Annotated in this window: 18 protein-coding genes; 14 read left to right on the forward strand and 4 right to left on the reverse strand. The window is 67.2% G+C overall.

All coding sequences use genetic code 11. The features are described 5' to 3' along the window. Positions 1 to 12 precede the first annotated feature (12 nt). From AC1RHV_RS07865 to AC1RHV_RS07890, 6 genes are all read left to right on the forward strand, one after another. The gene (locus AC1RHV_RS07865; RefSeq protein WP_492300342.1) at positions 13 to 1,032 is read left to right on the forward strand and encodes a hydroxyquinol 1,2-dioxygenase; all 1,020 of its coding nucleotides are present in this window, start codon (positions 13 to 15) and stop codon (positions 1,030 to 1,032) included. 35 nt (positions 1,033 to 1,067) lie between these two features. Further along, positions 1,068 to 2,528, forward strand: a complete 1,461-nt coding sequence (locus AC1RHV_RS07870) for an aldehyde dehydrogenase family protein (protein ID WP_119449282.1) — start codon at positions 1,068 to 1,070, stop codon at positions 2,526 to 2,528. Positions 2,529 to 2,537: 9 nt separating this feature from the next. Continuing rightward, complete coding sequence (locus AC1RHV_RS07875; protein WP_175164162.1) at positions 2,538 to 3,410, forward strand: intradiol ring-cleavage dioxygenase; 873 nt, start codon at positions 2,538 to 2,540, stop codon at positions 3,408 to 3,410. After that, positions 3,385 to 3,756: a Rieske (2Fe-2S) protein gene (locus AC1RHV_RS07880; RefSeq protein WP_492300344.1), complete on the forward strand. Its 372-nt coding sequence runs from the start codon at positions 3,385 to 3,387 to the stop codon at positions 3,754 to 3,756. The genes AC1RHV_RS07875 and AC1RHV_RS07880 overlap by 26 nt, the downstream gene beginning before the upstream one ends. Before the next feature lie 82 nt (positions 3,757 to 3,838). Continuing rightward, on the forward strand, positions 3,839 to 5,029 hold the full coding sequence (locus AC1RHV_RS07885; protein WP_119449280.1) for an NAD(P)/FAD-dependent oxidoreductase: 1,191 nt from the start codon (positions 3,839 to 3,841) through the stop codon (positions 5,027 to 5,029). Further along, positions 5,026 to 5,454 (forward strand): DUF1641 domain-containing protein, encoded by a 429-nt coding sequence (locus tag AC1RHV_RS07890; protein WP_175164159.1) that lies wholly within the window; start codon positions 5,026 to 5,028, stop codon positions 5,452 to 5,454. Before AC1RHV_RS07885 ends, AC1RHV_RS07890 begins: the two co-directional genes overlap by 4 nt. Positions 5,455 to 5,548: 94 nt before the next feature. Here the strand turns inward: AC1RHV_RS07890 and clpB are convergent, their stop codons facing one another. Further along, positions 5,549 to 8,155 carry an ATP-dependent chaperone ClpB gene (gene clpB / locus AC1RHV_RS07895; protein ID WP_492300347.1) on the reverse strand — a complete coding sequence of 869 codons (2,607 nt, stop codon included), beginning with the start codon at positions 8,153 to 8,155 and terminating at the stop codon, positions 5,549 to 5,551. A gap of 137 nt (positions 8,156 to 8,292) precedes the next feature. Here clpB and AC1RHV_RS07900 point away from each other — a divergent pair, with 137 nt between their 5' ends. The 8 genes from AC1RHV_RS07900 (at position 8,293) to AC1RHV_RS07935 (ending at position 14,275) form a co-directional block, all read left to right on the forward strand. Next, positions 8,293 to 8,727 carry a gamma-glutamylcyclotransferase family protein gene (locus AC1RHV_RS07900; protein ID WP_054452511.1) on the forward strand — a complete coding sequence of 145 codons (435 nt, stop codon included), beginning with the start codon at positions 8,293 to 8,295 and terminating at the stop codon, positions 8,725 to 8,727. A gap of 97 nt (positions 8,728 to 8,824) precedes the next feature. Continuing rightward, positions 8,825 to 9,553 carry a helix-turn-helix domain-containing protein gene (locus AC1RHV_RS07905; protein WP_013394848.1) on the forward strand — a complete coding sequence of 243 codons (729 nt, stop codon included), beginning with the start codon at positions 8,825 to 8,827 and terminating at the stop codon, positions 9,551 to 9,553. A gap of 14 nt (positions 9,554 to 9,567) precedes the next feature. Then, complete coding sequence (locus tag AC1RHV_RS07910; protein ID WP_310531951.1) at positions 9,568 to 10,752, forward strand: hypothetical protein; 1,185 nt, start codon at positions 9,568 to 9,570, stop codon at positions 10,750 to 10,752. 162 nt (positions 10,753 to 10,914) lie between these two features. Then, complete coding sequence (locus tag AC1RHV_RS07915) at positions 10,915 to 12,219, forward strand: MFS transporter (RefSeq protein WP_492300349.1); 1,305 nt, start codon at positions 10,915 to 10,917, stop codon at positions 12,217 to 12,219. Between the two features lie 61 nt (positions 12,220 to 12,280). After that, entirely contained in the window at positions 12,281 to 12,733 is a 453-nt protein-coding gene (locus AC1RHV_RS07920; RefSeq protein WP_119449275.1) for an ArsR/SmtB family transcription factor, read from the forward strand. Continuing rightward, a complete protein-coding gene (locus tag AC1RHV_RS07925) occupies positions 12,619 to 13,083 on the forward strand; it encodes an SRPBCC family protein (protein WP_313388788.1) in 465 nt (154 codons plus the stop codon). The genes AC1RHV_RS07920 and AC1RHV_RS07925 overlap by 115 nt, the downstream gene beginning before the upstream one ends. A gap of 54 nt (positions 13,084 to 13,137) precedes the next feature. Then, positions 13,138 to 13,839 carry a DUF899 domain-containing protein gene (locus AC1RHV_RS07930; protein ID WP_492300352.1) on the forward strand — a complete coding sequence of 234 codons (702 nt, stop codon included), beginning with the start codon at positions 13,138 to 13,140 and terminating at the stop codon, positions 13,837 to 13,839. A gap of 25 nt (positions 13,840 to 13,864) precedes the next feature. Further along, positions 13,865 to 14,275 (forward strand): hypothetical protein, encoded by a 411-nt coding sequence (locus tag AC1RHV_RS07935; RefSeq protein WP_492300354.1) that lies wholly within the window; start codon positions 13,865 to 13,867, stop codon positions 14,273 to 14,275. On the opposite strand, the gene AC1RHV_RS07940 is transcribed toward AC1RHV_RS07935, so the two are convergent. From AC1RHV_RS07940 to AC1RHV_RS07950, 3 genes are all read right to left on the reverse strand, one after another. Continuing rightward, complete coding sequence (locus AC1RHV_RS07940; protein WP_054452532.1) at positions 14,256 to 14,591, reverse strand: 2Fe-2S iron-sulfur cluster-binding protein; 336 nt, start codon at positions 14,589 to 14,591, stop codon at positions 14,256 to 14,258. The two genes, AC1RHV_RS07935 and AC1RHV_RS07940, sit on opposite strands and share 20 nt — an antisense overlap. A 25-nt stretch (positions 14,592 to 14,616) precedes the next feature. Next, positions 14,617 to 15,204 carry an NUDIX domain-containing protein gene (locus AC1RHV_RS07945; RefSeq protein WP_054452535.1) on the reverse strand — a complete coding sequence of 196 codons (588 nt, stop codon included), beginning with the start codon at positions 15,202 to 15,204 and terminating at the stop codon, positions 14,617 to 14,619. A 93-nt stretch (positions 15,205 to 15,297) separates the two neighbouring features. Beyond that, positions 15,298 to 16,317 carry a zinc-dependent alcohol dehydrogenase family protein gene (locus AC1RHV_RS07950; RefSeq protein WP_492300357.1) on the reverse strand — a complete coding sequence of 340 codons (1,020 nt, stop codon included), beginning with the start codon at positions 16,315 to 16,317 and terminating at the stop codon, positions 15,298 to 15,300. Between the last annotated feature and the right edge of the window lie 34 nt (positions 16,318 to 16,351).

The following is a 16,351-nucleotide window of genomic DNA, read 5'->3' on the forward strand; positions in this document are numbered from 1 at the left end:
TGGAGTACCGATATGGCCATGCTGGACACCCCCGCTCCCGCCTCTTCCTTCGCCGCCGGCAAAGTCGCGGCTGGGCCCGCCGACGCCGTCACCGGCTACAAGCGCTTCGATCTCGGCGCGTTCACCTTCACCCGTGACGAATACTTCGTCAAGGTGCACTGGCCTTCCAAGGGCCAGACGCGCACCCACGCCATCGCGGCCGACGCTTTCCTGCGTGCGCTGATGCGCGACGTGGCCTGGGGCTTCTTCTACGGCTGGGTCAACTTCGACCACGTGTTCGGCACGCGCAACCACTACGGCAAGGTGGACGTCTACGCCGGCTCGTTCAACGGCGTCATGAAGGCCGCGGGCGTGGACTACACGGAAACCTTCGACACGCCGCTCATCATGGCCACCTTCAAGGCCATGCTGCACGACTGGACCAACGAAGGCTTCGATCCGTTCGCCGCGCCCGAGGAAACCGGCTCCGCCTTCGGCCGCAAGCACGGCGACAACATCGCCGCCATCGAGCGTTCGCGCATCGCCACGCGCCGCATGCCCGGCCTGCCGGAAGACTCGCCGCTGCGCGACGACCTGCCGGTCAACCGCGCCTTCGCCGACGTGACCCAGGATGAGCCGCAGATCCACGCCGAACCGGGCTACGAAGGCGCGCTGCACGCGTTCAGCCTGTTCAAGTACCTGTCGCGCTCGGACGTGACCTGGAACCCCTCTGTCACCTCCGTCTGCGGCGCCAGCCTGTTCTGCCCCACCACCGAGGAGTTCATCCTGCCGGTGTTCCATGGCAATGACCGCGTCGAATGGTTCCTGCAACTGTCCGACGAAATCGTCTGGGACATCGGCGACAAGGACACCGGCGCGCCGCGCGCCCGCGTCACCATGCGCGCAGGAGACATCTGCGCCATGCCCGCCGACATCCGCCATCAGGGTTATTCGACCAAGCGCTCGATGCTGTTGGTCTGGGAGAACGCCACCCCCGATCTGCCCCAGCGCTACGAAAGCGGCGAACTCGCGCCCTACCCCGTCGAGTTCTGAATCCGCCTCCTTCCACCCATCACGTATCCAGAGCCATGCAGAACAAACTCTTTATCGACGGCCGTTTCGTGGACGCAGCCGCCGGCGGCACGATAGACGTGCTCAACCCGCACGACGGAACCCTCATCACTGCCATCGCCGCGGCCGAAGCCGAAGACGTGGACCGCGCGGTCGCGGCCGCGCAACGCGCCTTTCCCGCCTGGTCGCGCATGGCGGCGGCCGAACGCGGGCGCCTGCTGCTCAAGCTGGCCGACCTGATCGAAGCCAACGCGGAAGAACTGGCGCAGCTGGAAACGCTGGACACCGGCCATCCGATACGCGACACGCGCGGCCTGGACGTGCCGCGCACCGCAGGCTGCTTCCGTTACTTCGGCGGCATGGCCGACAAACTGCAAGGCAGCGTCATTCCGGTGGAAGCGGGCTTCCTCAACTACGTGCAGCGCGCGCCCATCGGCGTGGTCGGCCAGATCGTGCCGTGGAACTTCCCGCTGATGTTCACCAGCTGGAAGCTGGGGCCGGCGCTGGCGGCCGGCAACACGGTGGTGCTAAAGCCTTCCGAACTCACCCCCCTGTCGACCCTGCGTATCGCCGAACTGATGGCCCAGGCGGGCTTTCCCGAAGGCGTGGTCAACATGGTCCCCGGCTACGGCCACACCGCAGGCCAACGCCTGGCCGAGCATCCCGGCGTGGGCAAGATCGCCTTCACGGGGTCGACTGCCACCGGCCGCCGCATCGTGCAGGCGTCCCAGGGCAACCTCAAGCGGGTACAGCTGGAACTTGGCGGCAAGGGCGCCAATATCGTGTTCGACGACGCCAACCTCGACGCCGCCATCAACGGCGCGGCCTGGGCCATCTTCCACAACCAGGGCCAGGCCTGCATCGCAGGTTCGCGCCTGATGCTGCACGACAAGATCGCCGATGCCTTTCTGGAGCGCTTCACGGCGCTGGCGAACTCCATCCGCCTGGGCGACCCGCGTTCGCCCGATACCGAAATGGGTCCGCTGACCTCGGCGCAGCATCGCGACAAGGTCCTGTCCTACGTGGGCATTGCCGCCGAACAGGGCGCGCGCCTGCTGGCCGGCGGCCAGGCGCCCGGCGGCGAACTGGCCCGCGGCTACTACGTCGCGCCCACCATCGTCGAAGCCCGGCCCCAGGACCGCGTCGCGCAGGAAGAAGTCTTCGGCCCTTTCGTCACCGTGCTGCGCTTTGGCAGCGACGAGGAAGCGCTGGCCATCGCCAACGCCACCGATTACGGCCTGGGCAGCGGCCTGTGGACGCGCGACCTGGCCCGCGCCCACAAAATGGCAGGCGCCATCCACGCCGGCATGTGCTGGATCAACTGCTACAAGCGGGTCAATCCCGGCAGTCCGTTCGGCGGCGTGGGCCAGTCCGGCTACGGACGCGAAATGGGCTTCGAGGCCATGCATGACTACACTGAGGCAAGGTCCGTGTGGGTCAATGTGGACGCCGCCGTGCCGCCGCATTTCAAGCGCTGAGGAGCCGCCATGAACCCTGCCATGCCGAACGCCGAAACCGCCCTGACCGACACGGTCGCCGCCGCCTTCGCCCAGACGCCGGATCCCAGGCTGCGTCAGCTGATGCAGTCCCTGGTGCGGCATCTGCACGCCTTCGTTGCCGACGTCGAGCCCACCGAGGCCGAATGGATGGCCGCGATCCGGTTCCTGACCGAGACCGGCCAGATCTGTGACGGCGCGGTGCGGCAGGAATTCATCCTGCTGTCCGACACGCTGGGCGTGTCGATGCTGGTGGACGCCATCAACCACCGCAAGCCGGGCCAGGCCACCGAGAGCACGGTGTTCGGCCCCTTCTACATGGCCGGCATGCCCGAGCGCGCGGCGGGCGAGGACATGGCGCAGACGCCAGGCGAGCCCGCGCTGGTGCATGGTCATGTGCGCGACACCGAAGGCCGGCCGCTGGCCGGCGCCGTGCTCGACGTGTGGCAGACGGCCGCCAACGGCATGTATTCGGGCCAGGACCTGGACCAGCCGCAGGGCAATCTGCGCGGCCGCTACCGCAGCGGCGAAGACGGCAGTTTCGCGATCCGCACCATCCTGCCGGTGTCCTATCCGATCCCGGGCGACGGTCCCGTCGGCCGCATGATGGCGGCGACCGGCCGGCACATCTTCCGGCCGGCGCATCTGCACTTCATGATCGATGCGCCTGGGCACCAGCGGCTGGTAACCCATCTGTTCAACGCCGGCGATCCGTATCTCGCGTCGGACGCGGTGTTCGGCGTGAAGCCCTCGCTGGTGCTGCAATACCGCCCGCAAGCTGCGGATTCCGCGCTGGGCAAGCGCTACGGCTTCGGGTCGGACTTCCACGAGGGGCGCTATGACTTCGTGCTGCCCCGCGCTTGAGCACGCCGCCGGGGCGGCGCTGTGCCGGGTCGAAGACATTCCGGATGGCGGCTCGCTGACGGCGGAGATGGGCGCGCAGCAGGTGGTCCTGCTGCGGCGGGGCCAGACGGTCTGGGGCTACGTCAACCGCTGCCCCCACTTCTCGGTGACGCTCAACGCGGCCGACGGCGCGGTCCTGACCTACGAAGCCCAGGTATTGATGTGCGCGCATCATTCGGCCCTGTTCCGCTTCGAGGACGGGCTGTGCATCGAAGGCCCCTGCCAGGGCGCGGCGCTCGATCCGCAACCGCTGCGCGTGGACGCGGGACGCGTCTACGCGGCCGATTCGAATCTGAAAATCGATTGAAAGGTTGACGCCGCCGACAACAGTTATTACACACACAGACGCATTGCACTTGCCCTCAGAATCTCTCCATAAGAGGTGGTTTATGAACAAGCGTATTGTTGTCGTAGGCGGCGGCGTAGGCGGCACCATGCTCGCCAATCAGCTCGCCGGAAAGCTGTACCCCGAAATCAGCCGCGGTGAAGTCTCCATCACGCTGCTGTCGGACACGCCGGATCACTACTACAAACCGGCGTTCATGTACGTGGCCTTCAACCTCTTCTTCCAAGAGGAACTGAAACGGCCGGAACGTTCCCTGCTTCGCCCCGAGATCGAATTCCGCGTCGACAAGGTCACGCGGTTCCACTTCGACCGCCAAGAGGTCGCCACGCAGGGCGGCAAGCGCTACGGCTATGACTATCTGGTCATCGCCACCGGCTGCGTACCCTCGCCCGAACGCATCGAAGGCCTGAAGGAGGCCGGAGACCACTTCTACCAATACGCGCCCGCCAGGCAGTTGGCGGACCGCCTGTCGCGCATCGAGCGCGGGCGGGTATTCATCAGCGTCACCTTCCCCAAGACGCCCAACGTCCCGCACCAGTGCGGCATCGCGCCGATCGAAACCACGCTGATGCTGGACGACTACCTGCGGCGGCGCGGCGTGCGCGACAAGGTGGAGATCATCTACACCTACCCCACCACCTCGCAGCTGCTTCGCAATTGCCTGTTCCTGCAGCGGCCAACCTGCGAAGTGCTACCCGCCATCTTCGAGCAGAAGGGCATACAGTTTCAACGCGGCTTCACCTTGTCGCGGGTCGATCCCGACCGGCGCATCGCCTACTCGGAGGAAGGCGGCGAACAGCCCTTCGACATCCTCATGGCCACGCCGCCGATACGCGCGGTGGATGTCGTGCTGGAGTCCGGCGTGTCGCAAGCCGAAAACAACGAAGGCTGGCTGCCGACCGACCATGAGACGCTGCAGGTCTACGGGCTGCAGAATGTCTACGTCATCGGCGACACCGTCGACCTGCCGGTCAGCAAGGCGGGCGGCTCCTGCCATAACCAGGCGCCGGTCATCGCCAACAACATCGCCGGCGAGATCCGGCTGGGCCAACCGTGCAGCGCCTATGACGGCCGGGTGCAGGCGGTGGCCCAGATGGGGCTGAACGCCGGCATGCCGCTCTGGTACGACTACACCCATGACGTGCTGCCCACGCCGCCCACCAAACTCGGCGGCCTGCTGCGCCACGGGTTCAACCGCGGCCTGTACTGGGCCGTCGCAAGGGGAATGCTATGAACGCGCCGCACGAAGCAAGCGCCACGCAGGCCGCCGACGCGGCCGCTCCGTTCCTGGGCGGCGGGCCGGGCGCACGCGCGCTGGCCGACAGGCTGGGCCTGCTGGCCGAAGCGGGACGGCTGGACAACATCGCCGACCTGCTGTCGCTGGCGTCCGATCTGGTGGATCTGCTGGATCAGTCCATGGTGGAAAAGCTGGCGCTGCTGTCGGAACAGGCCAGCAGCGCCGCCTGGACCGCCGCCAATACGCTGCGCGATGCCCACACGCGCACATTGCAGGAAGCGCGCCCTCCGAGCCTGACCGGCCTCATCGGCCTGATGCGCGATGAGGACACCCGCCGCGGCATGGCCGTGGTGCTGCGGGCGCTGCAGACGCTGGGCAGGCAGATGGCGGCGCAACGCAAGGACTACGCCGACGCAAGCTGAAGACGCATGTAAAAAACCCCCGGAAACTGGACGTCAGTCCAGCTTCCGGGGGGTGTTTTCATGCGCGGCCGGGATCTCGCCGCGCCGGACCCGTTTACTGCAAGGTCCGCGTAAAGACGAACTGCCCGTCCTGCCAGTCCACCGGCACCACGTCGCGCGGGCCGAAGCGGCCTTCCAGGATCAGGCGCGCCACCGGGTTTTCGATCTGCTGCTGGATCGCGCGCTTCAAGGGGCGCGCGCCGAACACCGGATCGAAGCCGGAGCGGGCCAGTTCCGCCAACGCGGGTTCGCTCACTTCGAGGCGCATCTCCTGCTTTTCCAGGCGCTCGCCCAGGCGGCGCAGCTGGATGCGGGCGATCGACTCGATGTGCTGCGCTTCCAGGCCATGGAACACGACCACTTCGTCGATACGGTTCAGGAATTCGGGGCGCAGGGTCTGCTTGAGCTCGTCCCACACCACTTCCTTGACCACTTCGTAAGGCTTGCCGGCCAGGCTCTGGATATGGTGCGAACCCAGGTTGGACGTCATCACGATCACCGTGTTGCGGAAGTCCACCGTGCGGCCCTGGCCGTCGGTCAGGCGGCCGTCGTCCAGCACCTGCAGCAACACGTTGAAGACGTCCGGATGGGCCTTTTCGACTTCATCCAGCAGCACCACGCTGTACGGCTTGCGGCGCACGGCTTCGGTCAGGTAGCCGCCTTCTTCGTAGCCCACGTATCCCGGCGGCGCGCCGATCAGGCGGGCCACCGAGTGCTTCTCCATGAATTCGCTCATGTCGATGCGGATCATGTGCTCTTCGGAATCGAACAGGAACTCGGCCAGCGCACGCGTCAGCTCGGTCTTGCCCACGCCCGTGGGGCCCAGGAACAGGAAGGAGCCGTAGGGGCGCGACGGGTCCGCCAGGCCGGCGCGCGAACGCCGGATGGCGTCGGACACCAGGCGCACAGCCTCGTCCTGGCCCACCACGCGCTTATGCAGGTATTCCTCCATGTGCAGCAGCTTCTCGCGTTCGCCCTGCATCATCTTGGACACCGGAATGCCGGTGGCGCGCGACACGACCTCGGCGATTTCCTCGGCGCCGACACGGGTGCGCAACAGGCGCGGACGCCCTTCGCCGCCCTCGGCTTCCTCGGCCGCTTCCGCGGCGCCCACTTCGGCCGCCTTCAGGCGCGCTTCCAGGTCCGGCAGCTTGCCGTACTGCAGCTCGGCCAGCTTGTCGAACTGGCCCTTGCGCTGCAGTTCCGCCATTTCGGCGCGCACGCTGTCGATTTCTTCCTTGATGGCCTGCGTGCCCTGCACCGCCGCTTTCTCGGCCTTCCAGATTTCCTCGAAGTCGTTGTACTCGCGTTGCAGCTTTTCGAGTTCGTCCTCGATCACGCCCAGGCGGCGCTTGGAAGCGTCGTCGGATTCCTTCTTGACGGCTTCGCGCTCGATCTTGAGCTGGATGATGCGGCGGTCCAGCTTGTCCATCACTTCCGGCTTGGAATCGATTTCCATGCGGATGCGCGCGCCGGCCTCGTCGATCAGGTCGATGGCCTTGTCAGGCAGGAAGCGGTCGGTGATGTAGCGGTGCGAGAGCTCGGCCGCGGCCACGATGGCCGGGTCGGTGATCTCGACGCCGTGGTGGATTTCATAGCGCTCCTGCAGACCGCGCAGGATGGCGATGGTGGATTCCACGTCGGGCTCGTCGACCAGCACCTTCTGGAAGCGACGCTCCAGCGCCGCGTCCTTCTCGATGTACTTGCGGTATTCGTCCAGCGTGGTCGCGCCGATGCAGTGCAGCTCGCCGCGCGCCAGCGCGGGCTTGAGCATGTTGCCCGCGTCCATCGCGCCTTCGGCCTTGCCCGCGCCCACCATGGTGTGGAGTTCGTCGATGAAGACGATGTTGCTGCCGTCGTCCAGCGACAGCTCTTTCAGCACGGCCTTCAGGCGTTCTTCGAATTCGCCGCGGAACTTCGCGCCGGCCAGCAGCGCGGCCAGATCCAGCGACAGCACACGCTTGCCGCGCAGCGTTTCGGGAACTTCGTCATTGACGATGCGCTGCGCCAGGCCTTCGACGATGGCGGTCTTGCCCACGCCGGGTTCGCCGATCAGCACGGGGTTGTTCTTGGTGCGGCGCTGCAGGATCTGGATGGTGCGGCGGATTTCGTCGTCGCGGCCGATCACCGGGTCGAGCTTGCCTTGGCGGGCGCGCTCGGTCAGGTCCATGGTGTACTTGGACAGGGCTTCGCGGTTGGATTCGCCTTCCGCGCCGGAGACGTTCTCGCCGCCGCGCACGGCGTCGATCGCGGCCTCCAGGGCCTTTTTCTGCAGGCCCGCGTCGCGCAGGATGCGGCCGGCGTCGCCCTTGTCGTCCGCCAGCGCCAGCAGGAACAGTTCGCTGGCAATATAGGTGTCGCCACGGCGCGCGGCTTCCTTGTCGGTGCGGGTCAGCACCGCCTGCAGGTCGCGGCCGACCTGGACGTTGTCGTCGCCCTGCACCTGCGGCAGGGACTTCAGGGCGCTGTCGATGGCCGACTGCACCCGGTTGACGGCCACGCCGGCGCGCGCCAGCAGGCTGCCCGCGCCGCTGTCGGACTCCGACAGCAAGGCGGAGAGCACGTGGATGGGCTCGATGTAGGGATGGTCGTTGCGGGCGGCCAGACTCTGAGCGTCGGCCAGGGCTTGCTGGAACTTGGTAGTCAGTTTGTCGAATCGCATAATGGTCGTTTGGCTTGTTGGGGAGCCTGACCGATACGTGCCGGCTGGCTCGATATCCTGAATATGCGGCCAGATGCGAGAATTTCAACACCCTGCCCGCGCCATGGTTTTTTCGACGTGCAGCAACAACCTGACCTATGAGCATATACGTTTTTGTCTACGGCACCCTACGCGCGGGCGAAATCAATGACCTGGCTCAAGCCGCCGCCCGGCGCGGCCTGCCGGCGGCCCGCCATGTCGGTCCGGCCAGCGTGCCGGGCCGCCTGGTGGACTTCGGCGACTGGCCCGGCCTGATCCCGGTGGACGACGGCCGGCGCGTGCGCGGCGACGTTTTCCAGGTGGAGCCCGCCCTGGTGGCGCTGATGGACGAGATCGAGGAGTACGAATCCGGCAAGCCCTGCTGCTTCGTGCGGCGCGAGGTCGTGGCGCGCCTGGAACCGCCCGCGCAAGCCCCGGAACTGCGCTGCCAGTACTACCCGATAGACCCAGCCCTGCGCGGCGCGGCGGTCGATATAGCCGCCGACGACTGGGTCGCTTACCGCCTTGCGCGCCCCCTATCGGACGCCCCGTAAGACGCCCGTAGTAACAACGGACTACAATACAGCTTGTCTTAAGCTTTATACCCATGCCGGCATCCGTCCGCGCAATGGGCACTATAGAGGTCATCGTATGCAAAAACGGGTCCCCGTTGCCCCTGATGCCGCCCATTGCTCCACATGCATGCTGGGGCATGTATGCGTGCCCGTGGGCATGGCAGCCGCGGAAGTGGAAAAGCTGGACGAACTGGTCAGGGAACGCGTGCGCCTTGAAAAAGGCAAGCCGCTCTATTCGCTGAATCACCCGCTGGACGCGGTCTACAGCGTGCGCTTCGGCAGCCTCAAGACGCAGCTGGAAGACGCGACCGGCCAGATCCAGGTCACCGGCTTTCATCTGCCCGGCGAAATCGTCGGCATGGACGGCATGCTGGACGGCAAGCACGTCTCGACCGCCGTGGCGCTGGAAGATTCCGAGGTCTGCGTCATCCGCCTGGCCGACATCGACCGGGTCGCGGCCCACCTGCCCTCGCTGCAGCAGCAATTCCGCCGCCTGATGAGCCGCGAAATCAACCGCTCGCACCAGATGCTGGCATCGCTGGGCTCCATGCGCTCCGAGCAGCGCCTGGCCGCGTTCCTGCTGAACTTGTCGCAGCGCTACGCTTCGCTGGGCTATTCCTCCACCGAATTCGTGCTGCGCATGAGCCGCGAGGAAATCGGCAACTACCTCGGCCTGACCCTGGAAACGGTCAGCCGGCTGTTCTCGCGCTTTGCGCGCGACGGCCTCATCAAGATCAACCAGCGCGAGGTCCGCATCCTGGACCTGCCCGCGCTCAAGCAGTTGCTGGGCCAAGAGAGCTGCTGAATTTCCGCCGCGCCATGCGCCGCGCACCCATCCTCCCCTTGCTTGTAGCGCGGCCGGACCGCATGCGCGGCCTGGCCGCGCTGTTCGCCCTGGCGGCGCTCGCGCCGCTGGCCGCGCGCGCGCAGACTCCCCTGCCCGACCCTTACGACTACAGCGAAACCGCGCCCGCGCCCAAGCGCACGGCGCCCTTGCGCTGGCAGTCCGTGGAACTGGGCAAGCCCGGCCACCGCTACAAGATGCCGGTCTACGCCAACCGCGACCTGGCCAAGGACGACCTGCGCAACATCAAGCAGGTCGTGGTCGTGATCCACGGCGTCAAGCGCGACGCCGACCGCTATTACGAATCTGTCGCCGCGCTGCTGGCGCACAACCCCGAGCGGGCCCGCGACACCCTGATCCTGGCGCCGCGCTTCTCGGGCTCCATCGATTCGGGTTTCGGCGGCATGGCGGCCTGGCGCAAGGCCAGCTGGGAAGACGGGGAAGACAGCGTGCAGGCCGCGGGACGCCCCGCGCCCGTCAGCTCGTTCCAGGTGCTGGACGACCTGCTGCGCAGCCTGGACGACCGCAAGCGCCTGGCCTCGCTGGCCGGCATCGTGCTGGCCGGCCACTCGGCCGGCGGGCAGTTGGTACAACGCTACGCGGTGCTGAACAACATCGACGGCCCGCTGCGGCGCGACGGGCTGGCGCTGCGCTACGTCGTCGCCAATCCTTCGTCCTACCTGTACCTGAGCAACGAGCGCCCCCGCGCCGACGGCAAGGGCTATGCGCCCTACGAGCGCGGCATCTGCCCCACCTACAACCAGTACAAGTACGGCCCGGACAAGCTGCCCGCGTACTCGCGCGAGACCGACGAATCCAAGCTCTTCGTGCGCTACGCCGCGCGCGACGTCACCTATCTGCTGGGCGGCGCCGACAACAATCCCGAAGACCGCCTGCTGGACAAGACCTGCGGCGCGGAAGCCCAGGGCGCGACCCGGCTGGCCCGCGGCACAGGCTACGCACAATACGAACACGTGCTGGCCGCCCGCGGCGCCAAACCCGTGACGCTGCACCGGCGCGCCTTCGAAGTGGCCGGCATCGGCCACAACAGCAAAGGCATGTTCGGCTCGGTCTGCGGCACGCAGGCGCTGCTGGGCGACGAGGCCCAGGCGGCGGACGGCGCCGCGCCTTGCGAAGTCATCAAGCCACGCGGCAAGTGAGCCGGCGCGGCCAGGCCTGACAAAAAGCTGAACAAGAAGCGATATTGATACGCGTGCATTTCCGCGCGCGCAGGCGCAACATAACGCAATGCATGTTCCATTCGCGGCCCACCCGCGATCGCGTGTCCGGCGTCCCCCGACAAACGCACCCGAAGGATGGATATGACACAAGCGTATCTCGACATCCCCGACGCGAAGCGCCGCATCAAGGCGATCTTCATCGGCTCCATGGGCAATCTGGTGGAATGGTATGACTTCTACGCCTATACCGCTTTCGCCCTGTACTTCGCCCCCGCTTTCTTTCCCTCGCACGACCCCGTCGTCCAGCAATTGAACGCGGCCACGCTGTTCGCGGCCGGCTTCATCGTGCGCCCGCTCGGCGGCTGGCTGTTCGGCCATCTGGCCGACCGCCATGGGCGGCGCCTGTCGCTGATGGTGTCGGTGGGGATGATGTGCGTGGGCTCGCTGATCATCGCGGTCACGCCCACCTATGCCACCATCGGCCTGGCCGCGCCCGCGCTGCTGGCCCTGGCGCGCGTGATCGAGGGGCTGAGCCTGGGCGGCGAGTATGGCGCCAGCGCCACCTACCTGACCGAGATCGCGGACCCCGAGCATCGCGGCTTCTATTCCAGCTTCCAGTACGTCACGCTGATCGGCGGCCAGCTCTGCGCCATCCTGGTGCTGCTGCTGTTGCAGAACGTGTTCCTGACCCACGAGCAGTTGGTGGAATGGGGCTGGCGCATCCCCTTCGTGATCGGCGCCATGCTGGCCATCATCACGGCCCTGATGCGGCGCGACATGCCCGAGACGGATTCCTACAAGGAGGCGCAGAAAGCACCCAAGCCGCAGACCAGTTCGCTGCGCGGCCTGCTGAAATATCCGCGCGAGGTCGCGATCGTGGTGGGCCTGACCGCGGGCGGCACCGCGGCGTTCTATACCTTCACCACCTACATGCAGACCTTCGTGCGGCAGACCTCGGGCTTCTCCGACATCGTCACGACCTACATCATCGCCGGGTCGCTGATCTTCGCGCTGATCCTGCAGCCGGTGTATGGCGCGCTGTCCGACAAGATCGGGCGCAAGCCGCTGCTGGTGTTCTTCGGCGTGGCAGGCGCGGCGCTCACGGTGCCCATCCTGATGACGCTGTCGCATACGCATTCGCCCTTGATGGCCTTCCTGCTGATCTGCGGCGCCTGGGTGTTCACGGCCGGCTACACCTCCATCAACGCGGTGGTGAAGGCGGAACTCTTCCCCACCAACATCCGCGCCACCGGCGTGGCCGTGCCCTACGCCGTGACGGTGTCGATCTTCGGCGGCACGGCGCCGGCCATTGCCCTGTTCTTCAAACAGCAGGGACACGAGGAGTGGTTCTACTACTACCTCGCCGGCATCATCTTCCTGTCGCTGCTGGTGTACGCCACCATGCGCGACACCAAGCACCGGTCGGCCATGCACCAGCACGCCTGATTCCTTTCGCGCCAACTTTGTTGCTTGACAGTCCCGCGGCTTCGGCTTAATACTTAACCCTATGGTTAAGTTTAAAGACGACACACTGGACAGCATCTTTTCGGCCCTGGCAGACGGCACGCGGCGCCGGGTGCTGGCCGACCTGGAACAAGGCGCGGCCTCGGTCAGCGAGCTGGCCCGGCCGCACGCCATGTCCCTGCCCGCTTTCATGAAGCATCTGCGCGTGCTGGAAGACGCCGGCCTGATCGCCCGCGCCAAAGACGGCCGCGTCGTGAACTGCACGCTATCGCCCGAACCCATGCGGGCGGCATCCGACTGGCTGGCCCGCTACGAGAAGTTCTGGAACGGGCAGCTGGATTCGCTGGCGCGCTACCTGTACCACGAGGAAGAGGTCCACCCATGGAAAAACGAAGCACCCGAGGCGAAACAGCCCCCATCGAACTCCGCCTCAAACGCCGCTTCGACGCCCCCGTCGAACGCGTCTGGCGCGCCTGGACGGACCCGCAAGCGCTGATGCGCTGGTTCGGTCCCGCCGAAACCCGCAAGGTGCTGCGAGCGGAAACGGACGTGCGCGTGGGCGGCGCCTATCAGGTGGGATTCGCCACCGAGGACGGGCTGGAGCACCACGCCAGCGGCCACTACCGCGAAGTCGAACCGCAGCGCCGCCTGGTGTTTACCTGGGCCTGGCGCGATACGCCCGCGGAAGTCTCGCTGATCACCCTGGAATTCAGCCCTGCCGGCGGCGGCACCGAGCTTGCCTTCCTGCAAACCCCGTTCGTCGACCAGGCCACCCGCGACAGCCACCAGCATGGCTGGCTGGGCGCGCTGGAACGGCTGGCGGCCCATCTGGCGAAGCCGGCCTGAATCCCCGCCGTTCGCCCTACCCGGGCCTGCCGGCCCGTTCCAAGGAGACACACGATGCAGACCGATCACCCCGTCGTATCCCGAGCGCAATGGGACATCGCGCGCGAGGCGCTGCTGCGCCGCGAAAAAGAACTGACTCGTGCCCAGGACGCGCTGGCCCGCGAGCGCATGGCCCTGCCCTGGGTCAAAGTGGACAAGCCCTATCGCTTCCAGGGCGCGGCCGGCTCCGTGGACCTGGCCGCGCTGTTCCAGGGCAGGAGCCAGCTCATCGTCTACCACTTCATGTTCGGCCCGGACTGGGAGGAAGGCTGCGTGGGCTGCTCGTTCCTGGCCGACCACATGGACAGCGCGCTCATGCACCTGCGCCAGCATGACGTGACGGTGGTCGCCGTGTCGCGAGCCCCCTACGCCAAGCTGGAGGCCTTCAAGCGCCGCATGGGCTGGCAGTTCCCCTGGTACTCGTCCGAAGGCTGCGACTTCAATTTCGACCTGCCGGCCTCCGTGCCCAAGGCCGACGGCAGCATGGAGGAAAACTCCGGCGCCAGCGCGTTCTTCCGCGACCCGGACGGCGAGATCTTTCATACCTATTCAAGCTTCTCGCGCGGCGTGGAAAGGCTGGCCGGGGCCTACAACTACCTGGAATTGGCGCCCCTGGGCCGCAACGAGAACGGCCCGCACTTCAACCTGGGCGACTGGGTACGCCATCATGACCGCTACGACGACGCGCGGCCGCACGCCTGCCACGCCTGCGGCTAGGCGCAAGCCCGGCGATGCAGTCCGCGTGGCCTCCGACTCCGCCGTCCTGTGGCTGGCCTGCACCGCAGCCATGGCCGCGGGGCTGTGGGCAGACACGCTGCGCACGCCGGCGGCGCTGCTGGCCAGCCTGTGCGGGGCGTCCGGCGGGCTGCTGGACCAAGCCTGGCGCCATGCGGCCCTGATGCCCGCCAGCAGCGCAGCCATGCTGATTGCCGCGCTATTGCCGCTGCCGGGCGCGCCGCGCATGGCAGCGCGGCTGGCCTGCGCGCTGGCGATGGGGCTGGGCATGCTGGCAGGGGCTCAATGGGGCATGGCGGCGGCGCTGGCCGCGAGCGTCGCGCCATTCGGCGGAATGGCGGCCGGCATGGCGCTGGGAATGGGCGTCGCCATGGCCGCCGCGGCGCTGATTGCAGGCGCTAGCGCCGCGCCCCGGTAAGCGGGCGCGGTGGCGCAACGGGCGCGGCCTCGATCGGCGCGGCCAGGGGCGCCTGGATTTCCAGGGCGGACTCGGCCTGCGCCACGCAGGGCAGGATCCAGCCTTCTTCCTTCTCGTCGCGCGACAGCCCCGGCCACTCGATGCGGTACGAGATCTCGCCTTCCAGCAGCAGGCACATGCAGGCGCGGCATGTGCCGTTACGGCACGAGCTGGGCAGCTTGATGCCGGCCGCCTGCGCCGCCAGCAGCACGGAGGTATCGGCCGGCGCGTCAAAGCGCAGGCCGGCGGGCTGCACCAGAACGGGAAATGCGGACATGTCTGGACAGATTCCGGACCGGGCTTCAGCCCGCGTTGTCCTGCCAGTCCAGCTGCCAGGCGCCGGACAGCACGTTCTGCATCCACAGCACGCAGGTCAGCGTCTTGGCGTCGGTGACCTCGCCCTTGGCGCAAGCCTCGATCAGCTCGGCGGGATCCGCGCTGATCACATCCAGGAATTCGTCCTGGTCCAATTGGCGAGGCCCGGCGCGCAGGCCGCGGGCGAAGTAGATATGGATGATCTCGGTGGAATACGCGATGGCCAGGTGCAGCGCTCCCGCATGCGCCCACTGATCCGCGGTATAGCCGGTTTCCTCCAGCAGCTCGCGCTTGCCGCAGGCCAGCGGATCCTCGCCCGGATCCAGCTTGCCGGCCGGGAACTCGGTCATCACGCGTCCGATGGGATAACGGAACTGACGCTCCAGCAGGACCCGGCCATCGTCCAGCAGCGGGATCACCACCACCGCGCCCGGATGCACCACGTACTCGCGCGTGGCCGTGTTGCCGTTGGGCAGGCTGACCGTGTCGCGGCGGATCTTCAGGAAGGCGCCGTTGTATGGCGCCTCGCTGGCGACGAGTTTTTCTTCGAGATGGGAATCGGGCTTGCGGGTCATGGCGGGTCGGATACCTCAAGGGACGCGCGGATGATGGCCAGTCCGCGCGGGCAGCACGAGCTTACCATCGCCGCCCGCCTTCCCCGATGACGCCTACTCCGCGACGCGGATGACGAGCTTGCCGAAGTGCCGGCCCGACGCCAGGTGCTCGAACGCCTCGCGCGCTTCGGCAAACGAGTAGACGCGGTCGATGACCGGCGCGATGCGCGCCACGTCGACGAAACGCGCCACGTCCTCGAGCATCTTGCGGCTGCCGACGAAGATGCCTTCCAGCCGCTTGACGCCCGCGATCAACGCCAAGGGCGCGACCGGCACGGCCGCGAAGCCGCTGACGCCGCCGATGACCGCAATGGTGCCTCCCATGCGCGCGGCCGCGACGGAACGTTCGAGCGTGCCTTCGCCGCCGACTTCCACCACCACGTGGGCGCCCTCGCCGCCGGTCAGGCGCAGCACTTCGTCCTGCCATTGCGGCGTTTCACGGTAGTTGATCGTAAGGTCCGCGCCCAGCTCGCGCGCGCGGGCCAGCTTGTCCGCGCTGGACGAGGTGATGATGGCGCGCATGCCGGCTGCCTTGGCCAGTTGCAGGCCCCAGATGGAAACCCCGCCCGTGCCCAGGAACAAAGCCGTCTGGCCCGCCTTGGCGCGTCCGGCGACGAACAGCGCGTTCCATGCGGTGACGGCGGCGCAAGGCAGGGTCGAGGCCTGCTCGTCGCTCAAGGATGCCGGCGTTGCGACCAGGGCGTGCTCGGCAAATACGCTCTCGGTGGACAGCAGGCCGTCGGTGGCGGCGCCCGGCGCCAGCGCCACCGTGGCAGGCGTGGGCTCGCCATCGATCCAGTCCGGCATGAATGCGCCCATGACGCGGTCGCCGACCTTGAACCGGCTCACGCCCGCACCCACCTCGATCACCTCGCCCGCGGCGTCGGAGGCGGGTATGACCGGATCGCCCGAACCCTTCAGATACTCGCCGCGCGCCACCATCAGGTCGCGGTAGTTCAGCGACACGGCCTTGATGCGCACGCGCAGCTCCAACGGCCCCAGGCTGCGAGGCTGGCGCGTGACGCGCTCCAGCGAAGCGATGTCCTTGCCGCTGGTGACGGTGTATGCCTGCATGTTGTTTCTCCTATCGATTCAAAAAAGGCCCCCA

Source organism: Achromobacter sp. GW823-FHT04E03 (genome assembly GCF_058796095.1).

Excerpts from the sequence above, each read along its gene's own strand:
- AC1RHV_RS07875 (WP_175164162.1), top strand. The coding sequence starts at position 2,538 with ATGAACCCTGCCATGCCGAACGCCGAAACCGCCCTGACCGACACGGTC.
- AC1RHV_RS07900 (WP_054452511.1), top strand. The coding sequence starts at position 8,293 with ATGAGCATATACGTTTTTGTCTACGGCACCCTACGCGCGGGCGAAATC.
- AC1RHV_RS07945 (WP_054452535.1), bottom strand. The coding sequence starts at position 15,204 with ATGACCCGCAAGCCCGATTCCCATCTCGAAGAAAAACTCGTCGCCAGC.
- AC1RHV_RS07930 (WP_492300352.1), top strand. The coding sequence starts at position 13,138 with ATGCAGACCGATCACCCCGTCGTATCCCGAGCGCAATGGGACATCGCG.
- AC1RHV_RS07925 (WP_313388788.1), top strand. The coding sequence starts at position 12,619 with ATGGAAAAACGAAGCACCCGAGGCGAAACAGCCCCCATCGAACTCCGC.
- AC1RHV_RS07885 (WP_119449280.1), top strand. The coding sequence starts at position 3,839 with ATGAACAAGCGTATTGTTGTCGTAGGCGGCGGCGTAGGCGGCACCATG.
- AC1RHV_RS07870 (WP_119449282.1), top strand. The coding sequence starts at position 1,068 with ATGCAGAACAAACTCTTTATCGACGGCCGTTTCGTGGACGCAGCCGCC.
- AC1RHV_RS07865 (WP_492300342.1), top strand. The coding sequence starts at position 13 with ATGGCCATGCTGGACACCCCCGCTCCCGCCTCTTCCTTCGCCGCCGGC.
- AC1RHV_RS07920 (WP_119449275.1), top strand. The coding sequence starts at position 12,281 with ATGGTTAAGTTTAAAGACGACACACTGGACAGCATCTTTTCGGCCCTG.
- clpB (WP_492300347.1), bottom strand. The coding sequence starts at position 8,155 with ATGCGATTCGACAAACTGACTACCAAGTTCCAGCAAGCCCTGGCCGAC.
- AC1RHV_RS07890 (WP_175164159.1), top strand. The coding sequence starts at position 5,026 with ATGAACGCGCCGCACGAAGCAAGCGCCACGCAGGCCGCCGACGCGGCC.
- AC1RHV_RS07950 (WP_492300357.1), bottom strand. The coding sequence starts at position 16,317 with ATGCAGGCATACACCGTCACCAGCGGCAAGGACATCGCTTCGCTGGAG.
- AC1RHV_RS07910 (WP_310531951.1), top strand. The coding sequence starts at position 9,568 with ATGCGCCGCGCACCCATCCTCCCCTTGCTTGTAGCGCGGCCGGACCGC.
- AC1RHV_RS07905 (WP_013394848.1), top strand. The coding sequence starts at position 8,825 with ATGCAAAAACGGGTCCCCGTTGCCCCTGATGCCGCCCATTGCTCCACA.
- AC1RHV_RS07940 (WP_054452532.1), bottom strand. The coding sequence starts at position 14,591 with ATGTCCGCATTTCCCGTTCTGGTGCAGCCCGCCGGCCTGCGCTTTGAC.
- AC1RHV_RS07880 (WP_492300344.1), top strand. The coding sequence starts at position 3,385 with ATGACTTCGTGCTGCCCCGCGCTTGAGCACGCCGCCGGGGCGGCGCTG.
- AC1RHV_RS07915 (WP_492300349.1), top strand. The coding sequence starts at position 10,915 with ATGACACAAGCGTATCTCGACATCCCCGACGCGAAGCGCCGCATCAAG.